We start from the raw sequence: 17,323 nt of genomic DNA on the forward strand, positions 1-17,323 counted from the left end.
CTACACGGCTTCCAGGTGAATGAAGCCGCTGGAGAAACGGCCGCTTTCAGGAACGAACATCAGCAGCTTGTGCCCCGTGCGGATACGACCCGAACGAATGAGCTCGTCGAGCATGATGAACGGCGAGGCTGCGCCCGTGTTGCCCTTTTCCGCGAGGTTGGTGAACCAGCGGTCGCGTGGAATCGGCAGGCCCACCGCTTCCAGGCACTCGCGCATCGGCTGCTCGAAGTAGAACGAAGACAGGTGCGGCAGGAACCAATCGATCTCGTTCGCCTTCAGGTCGCGCCTTGCCATGAGTTCCCGCAGCGGATCGCCGAGGGTGGCGCGGGCGATGTTCTCGTTGAGCAGGCGCACGTCCTGCTTGATGGCGAAGGTGGACTGCGTGTGCCACTGCGAGGGCGAGGTCTGCATCCAGCCCTGAAGCGCCCCATGGGCATCGCGATCGGTGCCGGCGTACATGCAGGCAGGCAGTTCGTGCGCGGCGGACGACAGGTCGATCCAGTCGACCCGCAAGGACGACGGCCCGCGCGGCTGCCGTTCCAGCAGCACGGCGCCGGCGCCATCGGACAGCATCCAGCGCAGAAAGTCCTTCTCGAAGGCAATCTCGGGCCGCTGTTCGAGCACTTGGACCTTGTGCGCGAACTCGGCCTCGAAGTTCGAGGCCATCAGCAACGGCGACACCAGCTCGGAGCCGGTGGCCACGGCGCGCTGCGCCTCGCCGGCACGCACCGAAAGCCACGCGTGCTTCAAGGCCGCCGTGCCGGAAAGGCAGATGCCGGCGCACGATACGGCCTCGAGGCGCGGCCAACCCAGTTCGCCATGCACCATCACGGCGTGGTTGGGCAAGAGCTGGTCGGGCAACGAAGTGCCGGTCGCGAGGCAGTCGACCGCGCCGATGTCATCCCCCAGCGCACGAATCGCACGCGCCGTCAGTTGCGCGTTGGTCATTCCTGCCTTGCCGGTGGCGCGGTCGATGGCATAGTGCCGCGACAGGATGCCGTTGCTCCGCAGAATCAGTCGACGCGCCCGCGATGCCTGGCCACCGACCATGCCGAGGACATCTTCGATTTCTTCGTTGCTGACCGGGGAATAGGGCAAGAATGCGGCGGAGCGCGTCAGGAAAACATCAACGGTCATAGCGATGGCGTCGGTCATGGGCCGAGCCGGAAGGCAACTCGAAGCGGGCCTTGATTCTAGTCAGCCGTTGCCTGAACAAGGGCCGCAGCAAAGCCTGCAGCCCGAGGCTGACAGGCAGGACCGTCACGATGAGGGTGAACAGGAAGAGCACGTACGTCACCAGGAGCGGCTTGCGCTGGACGCTGCCGGGCCGTCCCACCGCCATGAGCAGCTTGCCCCAGAGAAAAAAGCTGCGGGTGCCTACCTTCTCGCCAAAGTAGAGACGCGGCTCGGCCACCACGGCACCGAGGCCGGCAAGCATGGGTTCGGTGCCCCGCTCGGCATCGCTGCGAAGGCCGTCACGCAATGCCAGCCCGAAGCGCCGCGCACCCGAGATCTGAGCCGGAACCAACCCTGCATCCGGCATGCCCCAGAACCCTCGCTTGCGTCCGAACAGCAACCACACCGGTGTCGTGACGAAGGTGGCGAACGTGGGACCCGGATCCGTCAGCACCACGTTGTCGAGCAGCCGCGCCCCGGCTGCAGCGAGCATGGCCTTGAGCTTTTCGTGCGCCATCAACCACATGTTGCGGCAGCCGATCACGGTCACCACCGGCTTGTCTTTCAACAGTCGCAGCGCCACAGGGTGTTGCAGGAAGGCCGTGATGGGCTGCGACGGCGCAAGAAACCAGACCTGGTACGGCAGGACGACGAGGTCGAAGTCTTCGTCACCCCTGAGCGACAGCGGCGCCAGCGGCAGGGGGCGCATGTGGGCCGTCTCGGGAAAGGCATCGAGAAAGGCAAGAAACGGCCACGGAAACGGAAACGGCTGCGCCGGCCGAAGCGTCTCGACATGCACGTGGATGCGCGGATCTGCGAGAAGCGGCCCGAGGATCTGGTCGGATACGGCGTCGAGTTGCCCGGTCTGGGAATACCGAACGACGAGCACGCGCTTGGGCGGCCCGATCGTGCTCGGGGAGAATGAAGTCACGGTAACGAGGAGCGGGCAAAGTTTTCGAGTATAGACGGCGCGCCCGAGCCAGGAACCCGCCACGGGTCCCGCGGCGCCGCCTGGCCGGCCGAGGGGCCAAGCCCGTGTAGATTCGGCGCCATGTTCCACGCCATCGCCAGCATCGCTGCCTTCGTCGCCATCTCTGTCGCGCTGTTCCTGGCCTCGCGCCGCGCGTTGAGGCAGCCGGGCTCCCACGGCTTCTATCGCTTCTTCGCGTGGGAGTGCATCCTCGGGCTGGTACTTCTCAACCTGCCTGTATGGGGCAACGAACCACTGGCGCCTCATCAACTGGCGTCATGGTTCCTGCTCGTCGTATCGGCGTGGCTGCCCCTGCACGCGGTGCGGCTGCTCAAACGGATCGGGAAACCCACCGAGGCGCGCAACGACGACGCCCTGTTCGATTTCGAAAAGACAAGCGCGCTGGTGAGCAGCGGAGCGTTCCGCTACATCCGCCACCCGATGTACACGGCGCTGATCTGCCTGGCGTGGGGCGCCTTCCTGAAGCAGTTTTCCTGGCTGGGCCTGGCGCTGGCACTGGCCGCCACGACGCTGTTGTTCCTGACCGCACTGCGTGACGAGCAGGAGTGCCTCACGCATTTCGGAGAGGCCTACCGTGCCTATATGCGCGGCACGCGGCGCTTTGTTCCGTTCGTGGTGTAGCTGTCAGGTGATTGCCGTGCCAGCTAGTGGAAATCACGACTCGTATTGCTCTGCGCCAGCCGCCCGAGCAGTGGCGTGAGGTCCCTGAACCCGGTCGCCACCAGGTGGCGCACCTCGCCGCCGCTGTCGACGTCGCGCTGCCAGGTGCCCTGCACCGCCAGCAGCTGCGACTTGAGCAGCGGCTCGCGCCAGGCCTCGACCACGTGGCTCCAGACGATCACGTTGACGTTGCCGGTCTCGTCCTCGAGCGTGACGAAGATGGTGCCGTTGGCGGTCTGCGGACGCTGGCGCCCCTTGACGATGCCGCAGGCCCGCACGGTCCGGCCGCTGGGCAGCGGGCGCAACTGCTCCGCGCTCATCAGGTTCATGCGGGCCAGCCGCGAGCGCAGCAGCGCGAGCGGATGGCGGCGCAGCGTGAGGCCGAGCGAGGCGTAGTCGCCGACGATCTCCTCGCCCTCGGGGGCGGCGGGCAATTGCAATGAAGGCTCGTCGATCGGTACGCCCTTGAGCAAGGCGGGCGCCCGGCGCTGCGCGGTCGCATCCCACACCTGCTGGCGACGATGCCCCGAGAGCGACATCAAGGCATCGGCCGCGGCCAGCGCGGCCATGTCCCTGCCGTCGAGTTCGGCGCGCAGCGCCAGGTCCTCGGTGCTGGTGAAAGGTGCCTGGGCGCGCGCGGCGAGCAGCCGCTTGGCGCCGGCCTCGCTGAGGCTCGACACGCGGCGCAGGCCCAGGCGCACGGCGGGCGGGTTTGCGTTGCCCAGGCGTTCGGCATGGCGCGCCTCGGTGCCGGGCGGTGCCCGCGGCGCATCGGGCGCGCGCGCTTCGAGCGTGCTGTCCATGTCGCTCGCCATGACATCGACCGGCCGCACCTCGACGCCATGGCGCCGCGCATCCTGAACGAGCTGCGAAGGGCTGTAGAAGCCCATCGGCTGGGCATCGAGCAGCGCGGCCAGGAAGCAGGCGGGCTCGTGGCGCTTGAGCCAGGCACTGACGCAGACCAGCAGCGCAAAGCTGGCCGCATGGCTTTCGGGAAAACCGTAGTCGCCGAAACCGAGGATCTGCTTGAAGATCGCCTCGGCAAAGGCGGCGGGATACCCCTTGCCGGTCATGCCCTTCACGAGCTTGTCGTGAAACTTCTCTAGACCGCCCTTGCGCTTCCAGGCGGCCATGGCACGGCGCAGCTGGTCGGCCTCGTCGGCCGTGAACTCGGCCGCGATCATGGCGATCTGCATCACCTGCTCCTGGAAGATCGGCACGCCCAGCGTGCGCTCCAGCGCCGGCCGCAACTCCTCTTTCTCGTAGCGGATCTCAAGCCCCTGGTTCAAGCGCTCGCGCTGCTTCAGATAGGGGTGCACCATGCCGCCCTGGATCGGCCCGGGCCGCACGATCGCGACCTCGATCACCAGGTCTTCGTAGGTGCGCGGCTTGAGCCGCGGCAGCATCGACATCTGGGCCCTGCTCTCGATCTGGAACACGCCGACGGTGTCGGCGTCGCAGATCATCTCGAACACTTCCGGGTCGTTGTGGGGGATCTGGTGCATCTGCAGCGCGGTGCCGCGCCAGCGGTTCATGAGATCGAGCCCGCGGCGGATGGCGCTGAGCATGCCCAGCGCGAGCACGTCGACCTTGAGCATGCCCATGGCTTCGAGGTCGTCCTTTTCCCACTGGATGACGGAACGGTCCTTCATCGACGCCTTTTCCACCGGCACCAGGCGCGTGAGCCGGGTGTGAGTGAGCACGAAGCCGCCGACATGCTGGCTCAGGTGGCGCGGAAAACCCTTGAGCGCTTGCGTGAGCTCGATCCACTGGCGCAGCTTGAGCGCGTCTTCGTGCACGCCCGCGCGCTCGGACGCCGCCTGCAACTGCTCGCCGAGCACGGTCTCGTCGAACCAGTAGTGGTCCTTGGCGAATTCGTCGACCAGCCGCGCGTCGATCGCGAGCGCCTTGCCGACGTCGCGCAGTGCGCTGCGCGAGCGATAGCAGATCACGACCGCGGCGATGGCGGCGCGCTCGCGGCCGTACCTCTCGTAGATGTACTGGATGACCACTTCGCGCCGCTGGTGCTCGAAGTCGACGTCGATGTCGGGCGGCTCGTTGCGGTGACGGCTCAGGAAGCGCTCGAACAGCAGGGTGCCTTTTTCGGGCGGGATCGCGGTGATGCCCAGGCAGTAGCAGACGGCAGAGTTGGCCGATGAGCCGCGGCCCTGGCAGAGGATTTTCTGCTCACGCGCGAAACTCACGATGTTTTCCACCGTGAGAAAGAACATCTCGTACTCGAGTTCATGGATCAGTGCGAGCTCTCGCTGGACTTGGCGGCACACCCGCTCGGGAATTCCCGAGGCGAATCTTTCGAGCGGGTATCTCTTGAGTGCACCTTCCCAGGTCTTGCGCGCCAGCGTCTGCGCCGGCGTCTCGTCGATGCCCAGGCTTTCGAGCGGGTACTTGTAGTTCTCGCGGATCACCTTGGGATCGAAGCGGCAGCGATCGGCCACCTCGAGGGTGTTCGCGAGCATGTCGCGCATATAGAGCCCGGCCAGCCGCACGCGCGGCCTCAGGTAGCGCTCGGCATTGGACTGCAATGCGAAGCCGCATTCGGCCACGGTCCTGCCTTCGCGCACCGCGGTCAGCACGTCGTGCAGCGGCTTGCGCTTGCGCGAATGCATGTGGACGTCGCCGGCCGCCACGAGCGGCACGCCGGCACGCCGGCCGGCTTCGAAAAGCGTGACGAACCAGAGGTCGTCGTCGAGTTCGTTGAGCATCTCCAGGGCCAGCCAGAGGCTGCCTTCGAACAGCGCCCTGGCGGCCATCAGGTCGCCGTGCAGCGCGTCGGCATCGACCGCCTCGCCGGGCTTGCGATCCGGCACGAAGAGAATCTGGCAGTGCTGCAGCGAGGCCACGTCGCTGTGCGCCCAACTCACGCGGTACTCGCCCTTGGGCAACTCGGTGTTGCGCGCCGCAGTGATGAACTCGCAGAGGTTGCCCCACCCTTCGAGGTCATTGGCGATGACCACTAGCCGGAAGCGCTCGAAGCGGAACTCGCTGCCGAACAACAGCCGGAAATCCGGATTGCGCGGGATCGGCGGCTCCTCGGGATGATCGCGCTCGTAGACGTCCAGCTTGGCAGGCAGTTCGCGCAAGCCGACATAGGCACGCACCACGCCGGCCACCGAACACTCGTCGGTGATCGCGAGCGCCGCATAGCCCAGCTGGTAGGCGCGCTCCACCAGGTCTTCGGGCGTCGATGCGCCGCGCTGGAAGCTGAAGTTCGTGAGGCAATGCAGCTCGGCATAACCCGGCAGGCCCGGCGCCGGCCTGGGGCGCTGCGGCAGCGCGTGCACCTTGGCAGGAATGCGGGCACGGAGTTGCTTGTCGCTCAGTTCAGGCATAGAGCCCCTGCAGGAACCAGCGTACTTCGCCGGCAGCGAAGCGGACGGCGGAGCGTTCGCGAAAGATCCAGACCAGGCCCGCCTCGGGGCTCTCAGCGATGTAGTAGTCGCGCACGGCAGGCCGGCCGCCATCCTGCACATGGCCCCACCAGCCGGCCTCTATCCGCTGAGGCCCGATCAGCCGGCGTAGCGGTCCCCGGTAGCAGGGACGCTCGCCGTCCATTTCGAGGCGCAGGGGTTCGGGCAGCAGCCATGCGGGATAGAGCGCATCGGGCTGCTGCTGCGACGGCAATGCCGATGCGGCCTCCTTCCCGTGCAAGGCAGGCCGCCACGCCTGCATGCGCTCCGCGCGGTGGTCGGCCTGCGCCGCGGGCACCAGCACCTGGTGCGGGCCGAGCCGCGCACTGAGCCGCTCGACCAGTTCATGCAGCTTGTCGCCCTTGCGGTTGTCCTCGGGCAGGAAGCTCGTGCTCGCGCCGGCCCAGGGCGTGGTGTCGAGCGTGCGCAGGCGCAGCCAGCTCGCGGGCGCGGCCAGCGTGGTGAGCGCGAGTTTCTCGGCCATCAGGCGGCGCAGGTGCGCCATGTCCTGCGTCGGCTGGGCGGTGCGCACCACGATCTGCTGGTGCGGCGGCAGGTCGATGCCGTTGAAGCGCTTGAGGTCGAGCGTCCATTGCAGTTCGAGCGACACCGCGCCGCGCTGCCGCGCGCGCAGCCAGATCTGCAGCGCCGTGAGCAGCCGGTTGGCCGACCACATGAGTTCGCTGGCGCCCTCGGCCAGCGCCGGCAGCTCCAGCTTCTGCTCGAACACATCGGGCAGCGTGAGCCAGCGATGGCTTTCGGGACGCAAGCCCCACGCCTCATCGAGCGCCGCGCGCAGTTCCTTGCCGAAGCGGCGCGCGAGGCCGCCGCGCGGCAGCGCCGCCACCTCGCCCCAACTGCGGCAGCCCAGATGCGCCAGCACATCGAGGTGATCGCGCGCGGCGCTCAGCGTGTCGAGCGGCAGGCCTCCCGGCAGATCGGCCGGAGGCCGCTGGCCGCGCACGAACATCCGCAGCCGCGCGAGCGCCACCAGGCTGGTCGCGCCCTGCACCTGCCGCACGCGCACCGGCGCGGGGTTCAGGCTCGCGATCTGGCGCATCAAGCCGAGCCGGCCGCCCCACAGCCGCTCGCAGGCGGACACCTCGAGCAGCAGGGCTTCGTCGACCCAGGCGACGCGCGGCGTGAACTGCAGGGCCCACCAGCCGAGCGCTTCAGCGGACGGAGGCAGCACCTCGGCCTCGGGGTCAGACCGGCGCCGGGCCGCCCCAAGGCGGTCTGCGGCCCCCTCGGGGGGCAGCGAACCACACTCAGTGGGGAGCGTGGGGGCCTCAGACCGGCGCCGGGCCGCCCCAAGGCGGTCTGCGCCCCCCTCGGGGGGCAGCGAACCACACGCAGTGGGGAGCGTGGGGGCCAGTTCAAGCGGCCACTGCAATGCGATCCAGTGCATGTCGCTTTCCCTCCTGCTGGAAGTCGATGCGCACCACCGTTGCCCTTTCGACCTCTTGCGGAACGCCCTCCTGCAGCCGGCGCAGCTTGCGCCGCAACTGGCTCGCGGCGAGCAGCGCCGTCATGCGCTCGCTGCGCGCCGGCAGCTGAATCGGCGAGGCCAGCGGCGGGCCGCGGCGCTTGAGGATATGGACGTCGATCTGCGCGCGGTCTTCCTCGCAGGTGGCCAGTTGCAGCCGCAATCGTGCGGGCGAGGTGGACGCGGCCGCCGTTGCAGGCCGGAACACGAACAGCAGCGACTCGTGCTGCGCAGCCGCCAACTGCAGCCGCCGCAACTCGCCCACCCGGGCCTGCGGCAGCCATGCCAGCACGGCGGCGACGTCGGCGCAGCGCAGCGCCTGTTCGCAGGCCCAGAGCCGCGCGGCCGACGCCTCGCAGCGGATCCATAGCAGCGATTCGACCGGGAGACCGCCCGCCGCCAGCGAAGGGCCGAAGGGCTCGTGGGGCGCGCCGATCAGCGCCACGGGGCCGCTGGCGCCCTGCACGGCTTGTGCGAGCGCAGGCAGCAGCAGTTGCCACGAATGGGCCTCGGGAGAAGACTGCAGCAGCTCGGTCATCGCCCCGACCGGCCAGCCGCCACCGGGCAACTGGGCATCGAGCGCGGCATGGCCGGTGCCGACGACCTGCGCGTCGGCCACGCCCAGCTCATCCCCGCGCCATATCTTGTGGCGCGCGGAAGAGGAAAAAGAGTCGAGGGAAGGAAGGCCCATGATGGATCGGATAACTGTATTTTTATACAGTATTCTTGCGGTCCGCCAGCGTTTTTTATTTCATGCTGACTTGCGCGCAGGGGCATTGGCGCGAGTCTCCAGTCAATCGGTCACCATGTCCGCCCACAGATGTCAGCCGGCCCGAGCCTTCCCCATGTCCACCGCGCCCGTCCTCACCCGCAGCCAGTTGCTGCGCCTGGGCGTCGCGCTGTCGTTCTGTGCCACGTTGCCGATGCGCGCAGCAGCGCAAACCCAGGAGGCCAAGCGCATGAACACCCGCCCCATCCCCGCCACCCGCGAAGCCCTGCCCGTGGTCGGCTGCGGCACCTGGATCGGCTTCGACGTCCCGCCCGCCAGCGCCGAATACCAGCGCCTTCCGGGCGTGCTCGATGCACTGTTCGCCGCCGGCGGCACGGTGCTCGACAGCTCGCCGATGTACGGCCGCTCCGAGGCCGTGACCGGCGACTTGCTGGCCGCGTCGCACCGGCGCGCCAGGGCCTTCCTCGCCACCAAGGTCTGGACGCCCGGCCACGATGCCGGCATCGCGCAGATGGAACAGTCCTTCGAGCGCCTGCGCACCGATCGCATCGACCTGATGCAGGTGCACAACCTGCTCGACTGGCGCATCCACCTCAAGACCCTGCGCGGCTGGAAGGACCAGGGTCGCGTGCGCTACATCGGCGTCACGCACTACACCGCATCGGCCTATGCCGAGGTCGAGGCGGTGCTGCGCGCCGAGAAGCTCGACTTCCTGCAGATCAACTATTCGCTCGATCAGCGCGAGGCGGCCCAGCGCTTGCTGCCGCTGGCGGCCGAGCGCGGCGTGGCCGTGGTCGTCAACCTGCCCTTTGGCGGCGGCGGCCTGCTGCGCCAACTGCGCGACAAACCCCTGCCCGGCTGGGCCGCCGAAATCGGCTGCACGAGCTGGGCGCAGGTGCTGCTCAAGTTCGTGCTGAGCCACCCCGCCGTGACCTGCACGATTCCCGGCACCAGCCGGCCGGAGCACATGGCGGACAACGCCGCGGCCGGATCAGGTTCGTTTCCGGACGCGGCCTTCTGGCTGCGCCATGAAGCTTCGCTGCGACCCTAAGCCAGGAATCGCAGCAACGCCGCGTTGACCTCGTCCGCCCGCTCGAATTGGGCCCAGTGCCCCGCCCCCTCGATCACCACGCCTTCGCGCCCCGGATGACCCGCGACGAGCTGCGCCACCACCGACCGCGCCTCGGCGGTCACGTCGTGCTCGCCCCACAACAGCAACTGGCGCCCGCCGATCGCATCCAGCGCGGCCTGCAGCCCACCGGCCAGCGAGACTTCCTTGCTGCGAAAACGCGTGCCGTGGCAGGAGATGTCGTGGATCGCGAAAGCCAGCGCATCGATCGCGGCCCGGTCGTGCAGCATCAGCGCGGCGAGGTTGTGCAGCAGCGCGGCGCGCTCCTGGTCGCGGTCCTCGGCGGCGCGCCAGTTGACCATCTCCACCGTCATGCGCCGCAGCGTGCCGTGACCGCCGCTGCCGACCAGCGCCAGGCGCCGGATGCGGCCGCGGCGCTGGCCGAACCTGGCGGCGATCAGGCCGCCGAACGAAAAGCCGCCAAGGTCGATCTCGGCCTGCGCACCGACCAGGCCGTCCAGCGTTCCGGACAGCGCGTCGAGCAACGGATCGACCGCCGCCTGGCCTGCCAGCGGCTCTGAGGGCGCGTCGGATTCATTGAAGCCCGGGAGGTCGGGCAGCCACAGCGTGCGCGAGGCCGACAGCGCCTCGACGTTGCGCAGCCAGTGCATCCAGCTGCCGTGGCCGCCATGCAGCAGCACCAGCGGCGGCTGCGTGGCGTCGTCGCCGAAGCGGCGCCAGCGCACGCGCACGCCGTCGTGCACGGCATCGTGGTGGGTGGACAGCGCGTCGATGCGCGCGATCAGGCCGAGAGCGTCGGCTTCCGCCTGGGGATCGAAGGTCGAGAAATAGGGCACCCGCGGATTGTGCCGCGCGTCGCCCCCTCGGCGTTCATTCGCAAGCGGCCGGGCGGCTCATGCTGCGGCTTTGCCGAAGCGGAAGCTCGACACCGAAATGCCGCCCATGAACGCATCCTCGTGATAGATGCGCTCGCCGGCCTCGCCTTCGGCGGCACCGACCGCGACCATCAGAGGGATCAGGTGCTCTTCGCGCGGATGCGCGATGCGCGCCGCGGGCGCCGCCGACCAGTGCAGCAGACGCTCGACGCGATCGCCGGGCGCCGCATCGACCACCGCCTCGTCGAGCCAGTCGTCGAAGGCCTTCGACACATCGCGCGCCTGCGGACCGAAGTTGCGCAGGTTGTGATAGCTCAGGCCGCTGCCGACGATCAGCACGTTCTCGTCGCGCAAGGGCGCGATGGCACGGCCCAGCGCGATGTGCTCGGCCGGATCGAGCCCGCGCCGCAACGACAGCTGCACCACCGGCACCTCGGCCTTCGGGTAGATAGCAGCCATCGGCGAGAAGGTGCCGTGATCGAAGCCGCGCTCGGCATCGAGCCCCGCGGGCAGGCCCGCCGCCTCGATCAGCGACTGCACGCGGCGAGCGAGTTCGGGCGAGCCGGGAGCGTCGTAGTGCACCTGGTAGGTGTGCGCCGGGAAGCCGCCGTAGTCGTAGATCATCGGCGGGCGCGGGTTGCCCATCACGGTGAACGCGGGCTCCTCCCAGTGCGCCGACACCATCAGGATCGCGGCCGGCGTGCGGCCGATCTGGCGCGGCATGTCGGCCAGAGAGGCTTCGAGCTGGTCGTAGGCGTGGCCCATCTCCTTCTTCATCCACGGCCAGGGGCCGCCGCCGTGCGAGATGAAATAGGTGGGCAGGGTGGAAATGGTGCTCATGGGATGCTCCTTGAACGTCAGTCTAAGGATTTCCCTTCAAGAAATCGATAAGCTAGGATTCATTGATTCATTTCCCAGGAGGAAATCATCGATGGACCGCCTGACCAGTCTTCGCGTCTTCAGGGAAGTGGTGGAGTCGGGCAGCTTCGTCGCCGCCGCCGAGCGGCTCGCGATCTCGGCACCGATGGCCAGCAAGCATGTGGCGCAGCTCGAAAAATCCTTGGGCGCACGCTTGCTGCATCGCTCGAGCCGGCACCTGAGCCTGACCGAGGCCGGCCGGGCCTGGTACGAACAGAGCCGCCGCGCGCTCGACCTGCTCGATGCCGCGGAAAACGCCATCGGCCAGAAGAACGACGCGCCGCGCGGGCAATTGAAGGTCAGCGCGCCGGTGTGGTGCGCCACGCCGCGCTTCGCCGACGTGTTGGCCGGCTACCGCGAACGCTGTCCCGAGGTGCTGGTCGACATGCACCTGGAAAACCGCAAGGTCGATCTCGCCGCCGATGGCTACGACCTCGCGCTGCGCGCCACGCAGGAGCCCTCCCCGGCGCTGATCGCCCGCCCGCTGTGCCGCCTGCAGTTCCATCTGGTCGCATCGCCGGACTGCATCGCGCGGGCCGGCATGCCCGCGGGGCCCGCCGATCTCGCGAAGCTCGACGCCATCGTGCCGAGCTACGTCAGCATCGAGGGCCTGGCACTCAGGGACGGCAAGGGTCGCCAGGCGCCGCTGCGGCTGCAGCCGGTGATGAGGTCCGACGACACCACGCTGACCCTGCATGCCGTGCGGGCCGGCATCGGCATGTCCTTCCTGCCCGAATGGCTGGTCGACGAGGACCTGGCCCAGGGCCGGCTGGTACGGCTGGTGCCGGACTACGCGGCCCCGGCCGTGACGCTGTTCGCGGTCTACACCAGCCGGCAGTACATGGCGCCCAAGCTGCGCAGCTTCATCGACTTCGTCAGCGAGCGGCTGGGCGCCTCCTAGACCCACCGGGAAGGGCGCGCCGCAAATCCCTTCTTTGTGCGCAATGCGGTGCCCGCCGGTACAGTGACGCCTCACTGGAGACTTCCCGCTTGTTCCGCTACTTCGAAAAACTTCTTCCCGCCTACCCCACCGCCGAACCCGCGCTGCCGCCGCGCGGCCTCTTCGCCTTTCTCTGGGCCTGCACCCAGGGCCTGCGCGGCAAGATCGCCGCCATGGCCGCGCTCACGGCCGCGATGTCGGCCTTCGAGGCGCTGCTGTTCGCGATGCTCGGGCGCATCGTCGACTGGCTCGGCGGCCAGGTGCCGGACCGGCTCTGGGAGGAGCGCGGCACCACGCTGATGTGGCTCGGCATCGCGCTCGTCGCGAGCATCGGCGTGGTGGGGCTGCAGACCATCGTCAAGCACCAGACGCTGGCGGTGAACCTGCCGATGCGGCTGCGCTGGAACTTCCATCGCCTGATGCTCGGCCAGAGCATGGCCTTCTACCAGGACGAGTTCGCGGGCCGCATCACGGCCAAGGTCATGCAGACCGCGCTGGCGGTGCGCGAGACCATCTTCGTGCTGGCCGACGTGCTGGTCGCGATGATCGTCTATGTCGCGACCATGATCGTGCTGGCCGCCGTGCTCGACCGCCAGCTGATGCTGCCCTTCCTGGTCTGGCTGGTGTTCTACATCGGCTCGCTGGTCTTCTTCGTGCCGCGGCTCGGCAAGGTCGGCAAGGCGCAGGCCGATGCACGCGCCTCGATGACCGGCCGCGTCACCGACGCCTACACCAACATCGCCACCGTCAAGCTGTTCTCGCACACCCAGCGCGAGGCCGGCTTCGCGCGCTCGGCCATGAAGGAATTCATGGGCACCGGCTATGCCCAGATGCGGCTCGTGAGCGCCTTCGAGATCGTCAACCACACGCTGAGCATGGGGCTGACCGCCGGCATGGCGGGCATGGCGCTGTGGCTCTGGTCGCAGGGCGCGGTCGGTGTCGGCGCGGTGGCCGCCGCCACCGCGATGGCCTTGCGGCTGCAAGGCATGTCGCACTGGATCATGTGGGAGATGACCAGCCTGTTCGAGAACATCGGCACCGTGCAGGACGGCATGAACACGCTGTCGCGGCCGCGCACCGTGCTCGACGCGCCGGATGCGAAGACGCTCGTGGTGCCGCGCGGCGAAGTTCGCTTCGACCATGCCAGCTTTCGCTACGGCGACGCCGGCCGCCGCGTGATCGACGATCTGAGCCTTACCGTCAGGCCCGGCGAGAAGATCGGCCTGGTCGGCCGCTCGGGTGCCGGCAAGTCGACGCTGGTCAACCTGCTGCTGCGCTTCCACGACCTGGAGAGCGGCCGCATCCTGATCGACGGCCAGGACATCGCCCACGTCACGCAGGACAGCCTGCGCGCGCACATCGGCATGGTGACGCAGGACACTTCGCTGATGCACCGCTCGGTGGCCGACAACATCGCCTACGGCCGGCCCGATGCCGGCGAGGCCGCGATCCGCGCCGCCGCCGAGCGCGCGGAGGCGCACGACTTCGTCCAGACGCTGGGCGACGCGACCGGGCGGCGCGGCTACCAGGCGCACGTGGGCGAGCGCGGCGTCAAGCTCTCGGGCGGCCAGCGCCAGCGCATCGCGATCGCGCGGGTGATGCTGAAGGACGCGCCGATCCTGCTGCTCGACGAGGCCACCAGCGCGCTCGACTCCGAGGTCGAGGCCGCGATCCAGGCCAGCCTCTATCGCCTGATGGAGGGCAAGACGGTGATCGCGATCGCGCACCGGCTGTCGACCATCGCGGCGATGGACCGGCTGATCGTGCTCGACAACGGCCGGGTGGTCGAGGAAGGCGATCACCGGACGCTGCTGGCCAAGGGCGGACTCTACGCACGGCTCTGGGCACACCAGAGCGGGGGTTTCCTGGGCGACGGCGACGATGAGGAAAGCGACGCCATCGAGGAGCCGTCGACGGTCTGACCCGGAGTCCTACAGCGGGCCGTGACGGCCGCCGACATCGAAATCGCGGCGAACCGGCACAGTGAACGGGTCTTCAATCAAGAGGAGTGTCCACCGTGAATTCCATCATCTACATCGTCGGTCTGGTCGTGGTCGTGGTCGCCGTACTCTCGTTCTTCGGTCTGCGCTGAAAACGCCGCTTCCTCTTTTCCGCTCTCCTGCGGGGGTCCACGGGGTCGCTTGCGGCCCCGTTCTTCATGGGGCGGGGGCCGTGCAGCGCCGGGCATAATTTCGCGCTCCCCCCCGGTGCGCCGGACCGTTCCCCGATCTGAAGGAAGCCGTTGAATCCTGTTGCGCCCCACTCTTCGCTGCAGGACGCGGCGATCACCGAGGCGGTGAAGCTGATCGAGGAGTCCGGCCCGCTCGACGACGCGCAAGCCGTGCGCGAGGCGATGCGCCTGCGACCCGACGCCGCGGGCCGCATCGCCGAACGCGCGCGCATCCTGGGCCTGCGCATCGGGCTGCAGGGCGAGCTGTCTCGCGCACGCGCCTGGGCGCCGTGGGTGCTGCTGGGCCTGGTGGCGCTGATCGTCGTCGCCGGCCTCAGCCTCGCGGGCAATGTGCTGGGTGGCGGCGAGCGGCGGATCAACGTCGTGGTGGCGCTGGCCAGTCTGCTGGGCCTGCACCTGCTCACCTTGCTGCTGTGGCTCCTCGGGCTCGTCGTGCCGCTCGGCGCCTTCCAGGGCTCCTTCGGCTGGCTCTGGCTCTCGCTCACGGCCCGGGTGGCCGGGGGCCGGCGCGGCCAGGCCCCGGTGCTGCTGCGCGCCGTGACACGGGTGCTGGCCCGCGCCCGGCTGCTGCCCTGGGCACTGGGCTTCGTGAGCCATGCGATCTGGACGCTCTCGTTCGCCGTGGTGCTCGCGGCGATGCTGTTCGCGCTCGCATTCCGCAGCTACACGCTGAACTGGGAGACCACCATCCTCGATCCGGACTTCTTCGTGCACGGCGTGCAGTGGCTGGGGCGGGCGCCGGCCTGGCTGGGCTTCCCGGTGCCTGATGCGCAAGCCGTGCTGTCGCCGCTCGCCGCGGCGTCGGGCCAGCGCGCCTGGGCGCTCTGGCTCACGGGCTGCCTCGTGGTCTACGGGCTGCTGCCGCGGCTGGCCTTCGCGCTGCTGAGCGCGGCCGTCTGGCTGGCGCGCAGGAAGGCGTTGCGGCCCGATCTGTCGGAGCCCTACTTCCATCGGCTGCTCGCGCGCTTCGAAGCCCTGGAGCCAAGGCAGATCGTCGATGCCGACCCCGGCAGCATCCCTCACGGCGCGCCGGCGCACCTGTCGGCCGGCGACACCACCGACACCCTGATCGCCATCGGGTTCGAACTCCACCCGGAACAGCACTGGCCACCCGCCGGGCTCGACATCCCCGGCACGCGCGCGCTGCGGATCGACGGCAGTGCGGCCCAGCGGCGCGAACTGCTCGACACCCTGGCCCGCGTGCGCCCACGCCGCGTCCTCATCGGCTGCCGCGCGGCGACCAGTCCGGACCGCGGCACCGAGCGCTTCGTGCGCGAGGTGATGGCCCTGTGCGGCGAATGCCGGCTGTGGCTGCTCGGCACCGCGGCGGACGATGCGGCCCGCCTGCGCTGGCAGGCCTGGCTCGCCGACGTCGGCCTGGACGGCCTGTGCGCCGACGATGCACCGGAGGCCGTGCTGCACGGCTGGGCATGACGACGCCGATCCGCATCGCCGTGGTCGGGCATGCCAACGCCGGCAAGACCTCGCTGCTGCGCACGCTGACGCGCCGGGTGGACTTCGGCGAGGTCTCGGAACGCCCCGGCACCACGCGGCATGTCGAAGCCGTCGACCTGCAGGTCGATGGCGCGGCGGCCGTGCGCTTCCTCGACACGCCGGGCCTCGAGGATGCCGTCGCGCTGCGCGAACACATCGACGCGCTCGACAAGGCCGCGACGCCGCCCGAGCGCATCCGCCTGTTCCTGGGGGGACCCGAAGCGCATGGCGTGTTCGAGCAGGAAGCGAAGGTGCTGCGCGCCCTGCTCGAGGTCGATGCCGCCTTCCTGGTGATCGATGCACGCGAGCCGGTGCTGCCCAAGTTCCGCGCCGAGATCGAACTGCTGAACGCCTGCGCGCGGCCGGTGCTGCCGGTGCTGAACTTCGTGCGCGATGGCGCCAGCCGCGAGGCCGGGTGGAAGGAACTGCTGTCGGCCTACGGGCTGCACGTGGTGGTGCGATTCGATGCGGCGGCGCCCTTCGTCGGCGCCGAGCGCGAGCTCTACCGCGACCTCGCGACCCTGCTGCGCGACCGGCGGGCTGCCCTCGACCGCGTGGCGGCCTTCCTCGAAGCGGAGTTCGCGCAGCGCCGCGCCGCCGCGGGCCGGCGCATCGCCGAACTGCTGGTCGACGCCGCATCGATGCGGCGCACCGTCTCGGCCGGCGAGTTCGCCGACCCGTCGACACGTCAGCGGCTCATCGTGGCATTGCAGAAGACCGTCTTCGACAAGGCCCAGCGCTGCGCCGACGACCTGCTGGCACTCTACGGTTTCCGCGAAGGCGACGCCGACGAGTCGCCGCTGCCGCTGGTGGAAGGACGGTGGGCGATGGACTTCTTCCATCCCGAGGCGATGAAGGATGCCGGGATCCTGCTCGGCAAAGGTGTGGCGGTGGGCGCCGCGGTCGGGGTGGTGGCGGACCTCGCGCTGGCCGGCCTCTCTCTCGGCGCCGGTGCGGCGCTGGGCGGCGCCATCGGCGGCGCGGTCTCCCAGGGCCTCGGGCCTCTGGGCCGCAAGCTGGCCAACAAGCTGCGCGACCTCCACGAGCTGACGGTCGAGGACCGCGTGCTGTTCGTGCTCGCGGCCTGGCAGCTGCAACTGCTGCGCGCGCTCGAGCAGCGCGGCCATGCCGCGGTCGACCGCATCGCCGCCGGCGCCGGCGAACCGGCGGCGGCGGCCCAGCGCGCGCTCGCGGACCTGGTGCGCGCCGCGCAGCCGGCGCGCAGCCACCCGGAATGGGAAACCGGCACGCGCCTGCGCTGGCGCGAGGCGCCACAGCGGCAGGCGCTGGTGGCGGAGGTCGCGCGGCGCGTTCCGCCCGCCATCGATGCGCCCTGACGCACGG

13 protein-coding genes are annotated in these 17,323 nt (G+C 69.3%); 6 read left to right on the forward strand and 7 right to left on the reverse strand.

Annotated elements, in window-relative coordinates:
* Positions 1 to 1,137 (reverse strand): beta-ketoacyl-ACP synthase III, encoded by a 1,137-nt coding sequence (locus tag AB4Z46_RS07095; RefSeq protein ID WP_442282769.1) that lies wholly within the window; start codon positions 1,135 to 1,137, stop codon positions 1 to 3.
* Complete coding sequence (locus AB4Z46_RS07100) at positions 1,127 to 2,170, reverse strand: dialkylrecorsinol condensing enzyme (protein WP_442282770.1); 1,044 nt, start codon at positions 2,168 to 2,170, stop codon at positions 1,127 to 1,129. The genes AB4Z46_RS07095 and AB4Z46_RS07100 overlap by 11 nt, the downstream gene beginning before the upstream one ends.
* 57 nt (positions 2,171 to 2,227) lie before the next feature.
* On the opposite strand from AB4Z46_RS07100, the gene AB4Z46_RS07105 reads away from it, so the two are divergent.
* A complete protein-coding gene (locus tag AB4Z46_RS07105) occupies positions 2,228 to 2,788 on the forward strand; it encodes a methyltransferase family protein (protein WP_442282771.1) in 561 nt (186 codons plus the stop codon).
* A gap of 23 nt (positions 2,789 to 2,811) precedes the next feature.
* Here the strand turns inward: AB4Z46_RS07105 and AB4Z46_RS07110 are convergent, their stop codons facing one another.
* From AB4Z46_RS07110 to imuA, 3 genes are all read right to left on the reverse strand, one after another.
* Positions 2,812 to 6,177 (reverse strand): error-prone DNA polymerase, encoded by a 3,366-nt coding sequence (locus AB4Z46_RS07110; protein WP_442282772.1) that lies wholly within the window; start codon positions 6,175 to 6,177, stop codon positions 2,812 to 2,814.
* On the reverse strand, positions 6,170 to 7,447 hold the full coding sequence (locus tag AB4Z46_RS07115) for a DNA polymerase Y family protein (protein WP_442282773.1): 1,278 nt from the start codon (positions 7,445 to 7,447) through the stop codon (positions 6,170 to 6,172). The genes AB4Z46_RS07110 and AB4Z46_RS07115 overlap by 8 nt, the downstream gene beginning before the upstream one ends.
* 184 nt (positions 7,448 to 7,631) lie before the next feature.
* On the reverse strand, positions 7,632 to 8,432 hold the full coding sequence (imuA, locus tag AB4Z46_RS07120) for a translesion DNA synthesis-associated protein ImuA (RefSeq protein WP_442282774.1): 801 nt from the start codon (positions 8,430 to 8,432) through the stop codon (positions 7,632 to 7,634).
* Between the two features lie 154 nt (positions 8,433 to 8,586).
* Between imuA and AB4Z46_RS07125 the strand changes: the two genes are divergently transcribed.
* The gene (locus AB4Z46_RS07125; protein WP_442282775.1) at positions 8,587 to 9,522 is read left to right on the forward strand and encodes an aldo/keto reductase; all 936 of its coding nucleotides are present in this window, start codon (positions 8,587 to 8,589) and stop codon (positions 9,520 to 9,522) included.
* Here AB4Z46_RS07125 and AB4Z46_RS07130 read toward each other — a convergent pair.
* Positions 9,519 to 10,397, reverse strand: coding sequence for an alpha/beta fold hydrolase (locus AB4Z46_RS07130; RefSeq protein WP_442282776.1), 879 nt, complete (start codon positions 10,395 to 10,397; stop codon positions 9,519 to 9,521). The two genes, AB4Z46_RS07125 and AB4Z46_RS07130, sit on opposite strands and share 4 nt — an antisense overlap.
* Positions 10,398 to 10,454: 57 nt before the next feature.
* A complete protein-coding gene (locus AB4Z46_RS07135) occupies positions 10,455 to 11,276 on the reverse strand; it encodes a DODA-type extradiol aromatic ring-opening family dioxygenase (RefSeq protein WP_442282777.1) in 822 nt (273 codons plus the stop codon).
* Positions 11,277 to 11,367: 91 nt separating this feature from the next.
* Here AB4Z46_RS07135 and AB4Z46_RS07140 point away from each other — a divergent pair, with 91 nt between their 5' ends.
* The 4 genes from AB4Z46_RS07140 to AB4Z46_RS07155 all read left to right on the forward strand — a co-directional run bounded on the left by AB4Z46_RS07140 (position 11,368) and on the right by AB4Z46_RS07155 (position 17,316).
* Complete coding sequence (locus AB4Z46_RS07140) at positions 11,368 to 12,255, forward strand: LysR family transcriptional regulator (RefSeq protein ID WP_442282778.1); 888 nt, start codon at positions 11,368 to 11,370, stop codon at positions 12,253 to 12,255.
* Positions 12,256 to 12,344: 89 nt separating this feature from the next.
* On the forward strand, positions 12,345 to 14,216 hold the full coding sequence (locus AB4Z46_RS07145) for an ABC transporter ATP-binding protein (protein ID WP_442282779.1): 1,872 nt from the start codon (positions 12,345 to 12,347) through the stop codon (positions 14,214 to 14,216).
* Positions 14,217 to 14,536: 320 nt separating this feature from the next.
* Positions 14,537 to 15,919 (forward strand): DUF2868 domain-containing protein, encoded by a 1,383-nt coding sequence (locus tag AB4Z46_RS07150; protein WP_442282780.1) that lies wholly within the window; start codon positions 14,537 to 14,539, stop codon positions 15,917 to 15,919.
* Positions 15,916 to 17,316 (forward strand): GTPase/DUF3482 domain-containing protein, encoded by a 1,401-nt coding sequence (locus AB4Z46_RS07155; protein ID WP_442282781.1) that lies wholly within the window; start codon positions 15,916 to 15,918, stop codon positions 17,314 to 17,316. The genes AB4Z46_RS07150 and AB4Z46_RS07155 overlap by 4 nt, the downstream gene beginning before the upstream one ends.
* Positions 17,317 to 17,323 lie beyond the last annotated feature (7 nt).

Source organism: Variovorax sp. M-6 (assembly GCF_052114385.1).
Classification (GTDB): domain Bacteria; phylum Pseudomonadota; class Gammaproteobacteria; order Burkholderiales; family Burkholderiaceae_C; genus Variovorax.

What these genes read in the sequence shown, in the direction of transcription:
- imuA (WP_442282774.1), bottom strand. Translation starts at nt 8,432, where the DNA reads ATGGGCCTTCCTTCCCTCGACTCTTTTTCCTCTTCCGCGCGCCACAAG.
- AB4Z46_RS07110 (WP_442282772.1), bottom strand. Translation starts at nt 6,177, where the DNA reads ATGCCTGAACTGAGCGACAAGCAACTCCGTGCCCGCATTCCTGCCAAG.
- AB4Z46_RS07105 (WP_442282771.1), top strand. Translation starts at nt 2,228, where the DNA reads ATGTTCCACGCCATCGCCAGCATCGCTGCCTTCGTCGCCATCTCTGTC.
- AB4Z46_RS07125 (WP_442282775.1), top strand. Translation starts at nt 8,587, where the DNA reads ATGTCCACCGCGCCCGTCCTCACCCGCAGCCAGTTGCTGCGCCTGGGC.
- AB4Z46_RS07140 (WP_442282778.1), top strand. Translation starts at nt 11,368, where the DNA reads ATGGACCGCCTGACCAGTCTTCGCGTCTTCAGGGAAGTGGTGGAGTCG.
- AB4Z46_RS07095 (WP_442282769.1), bottom strand. Translation starts at nt 1,137, where the DNA reads ATGACCGTTGATGTTTTCCTGACGCGCTCCGCCGCATTCTTGCCCTAT.
- AB4Z46_RS07155 (WP_442282781.1), top strand. Translation starts at nt 15,916, where the DNA reads ATGACGACGCCGATCCGCATCGCCGTGGTCGGGCATGCCAACGCCGGC.
- AB4Z46_RS07135 (WP_442282777.1), bottom strand. Translation starts at nt 11,276, where the DNA reads ATGAGCACCATTTCCACCCTGCCCACCTATTTCATCTCGCACGGCGGC.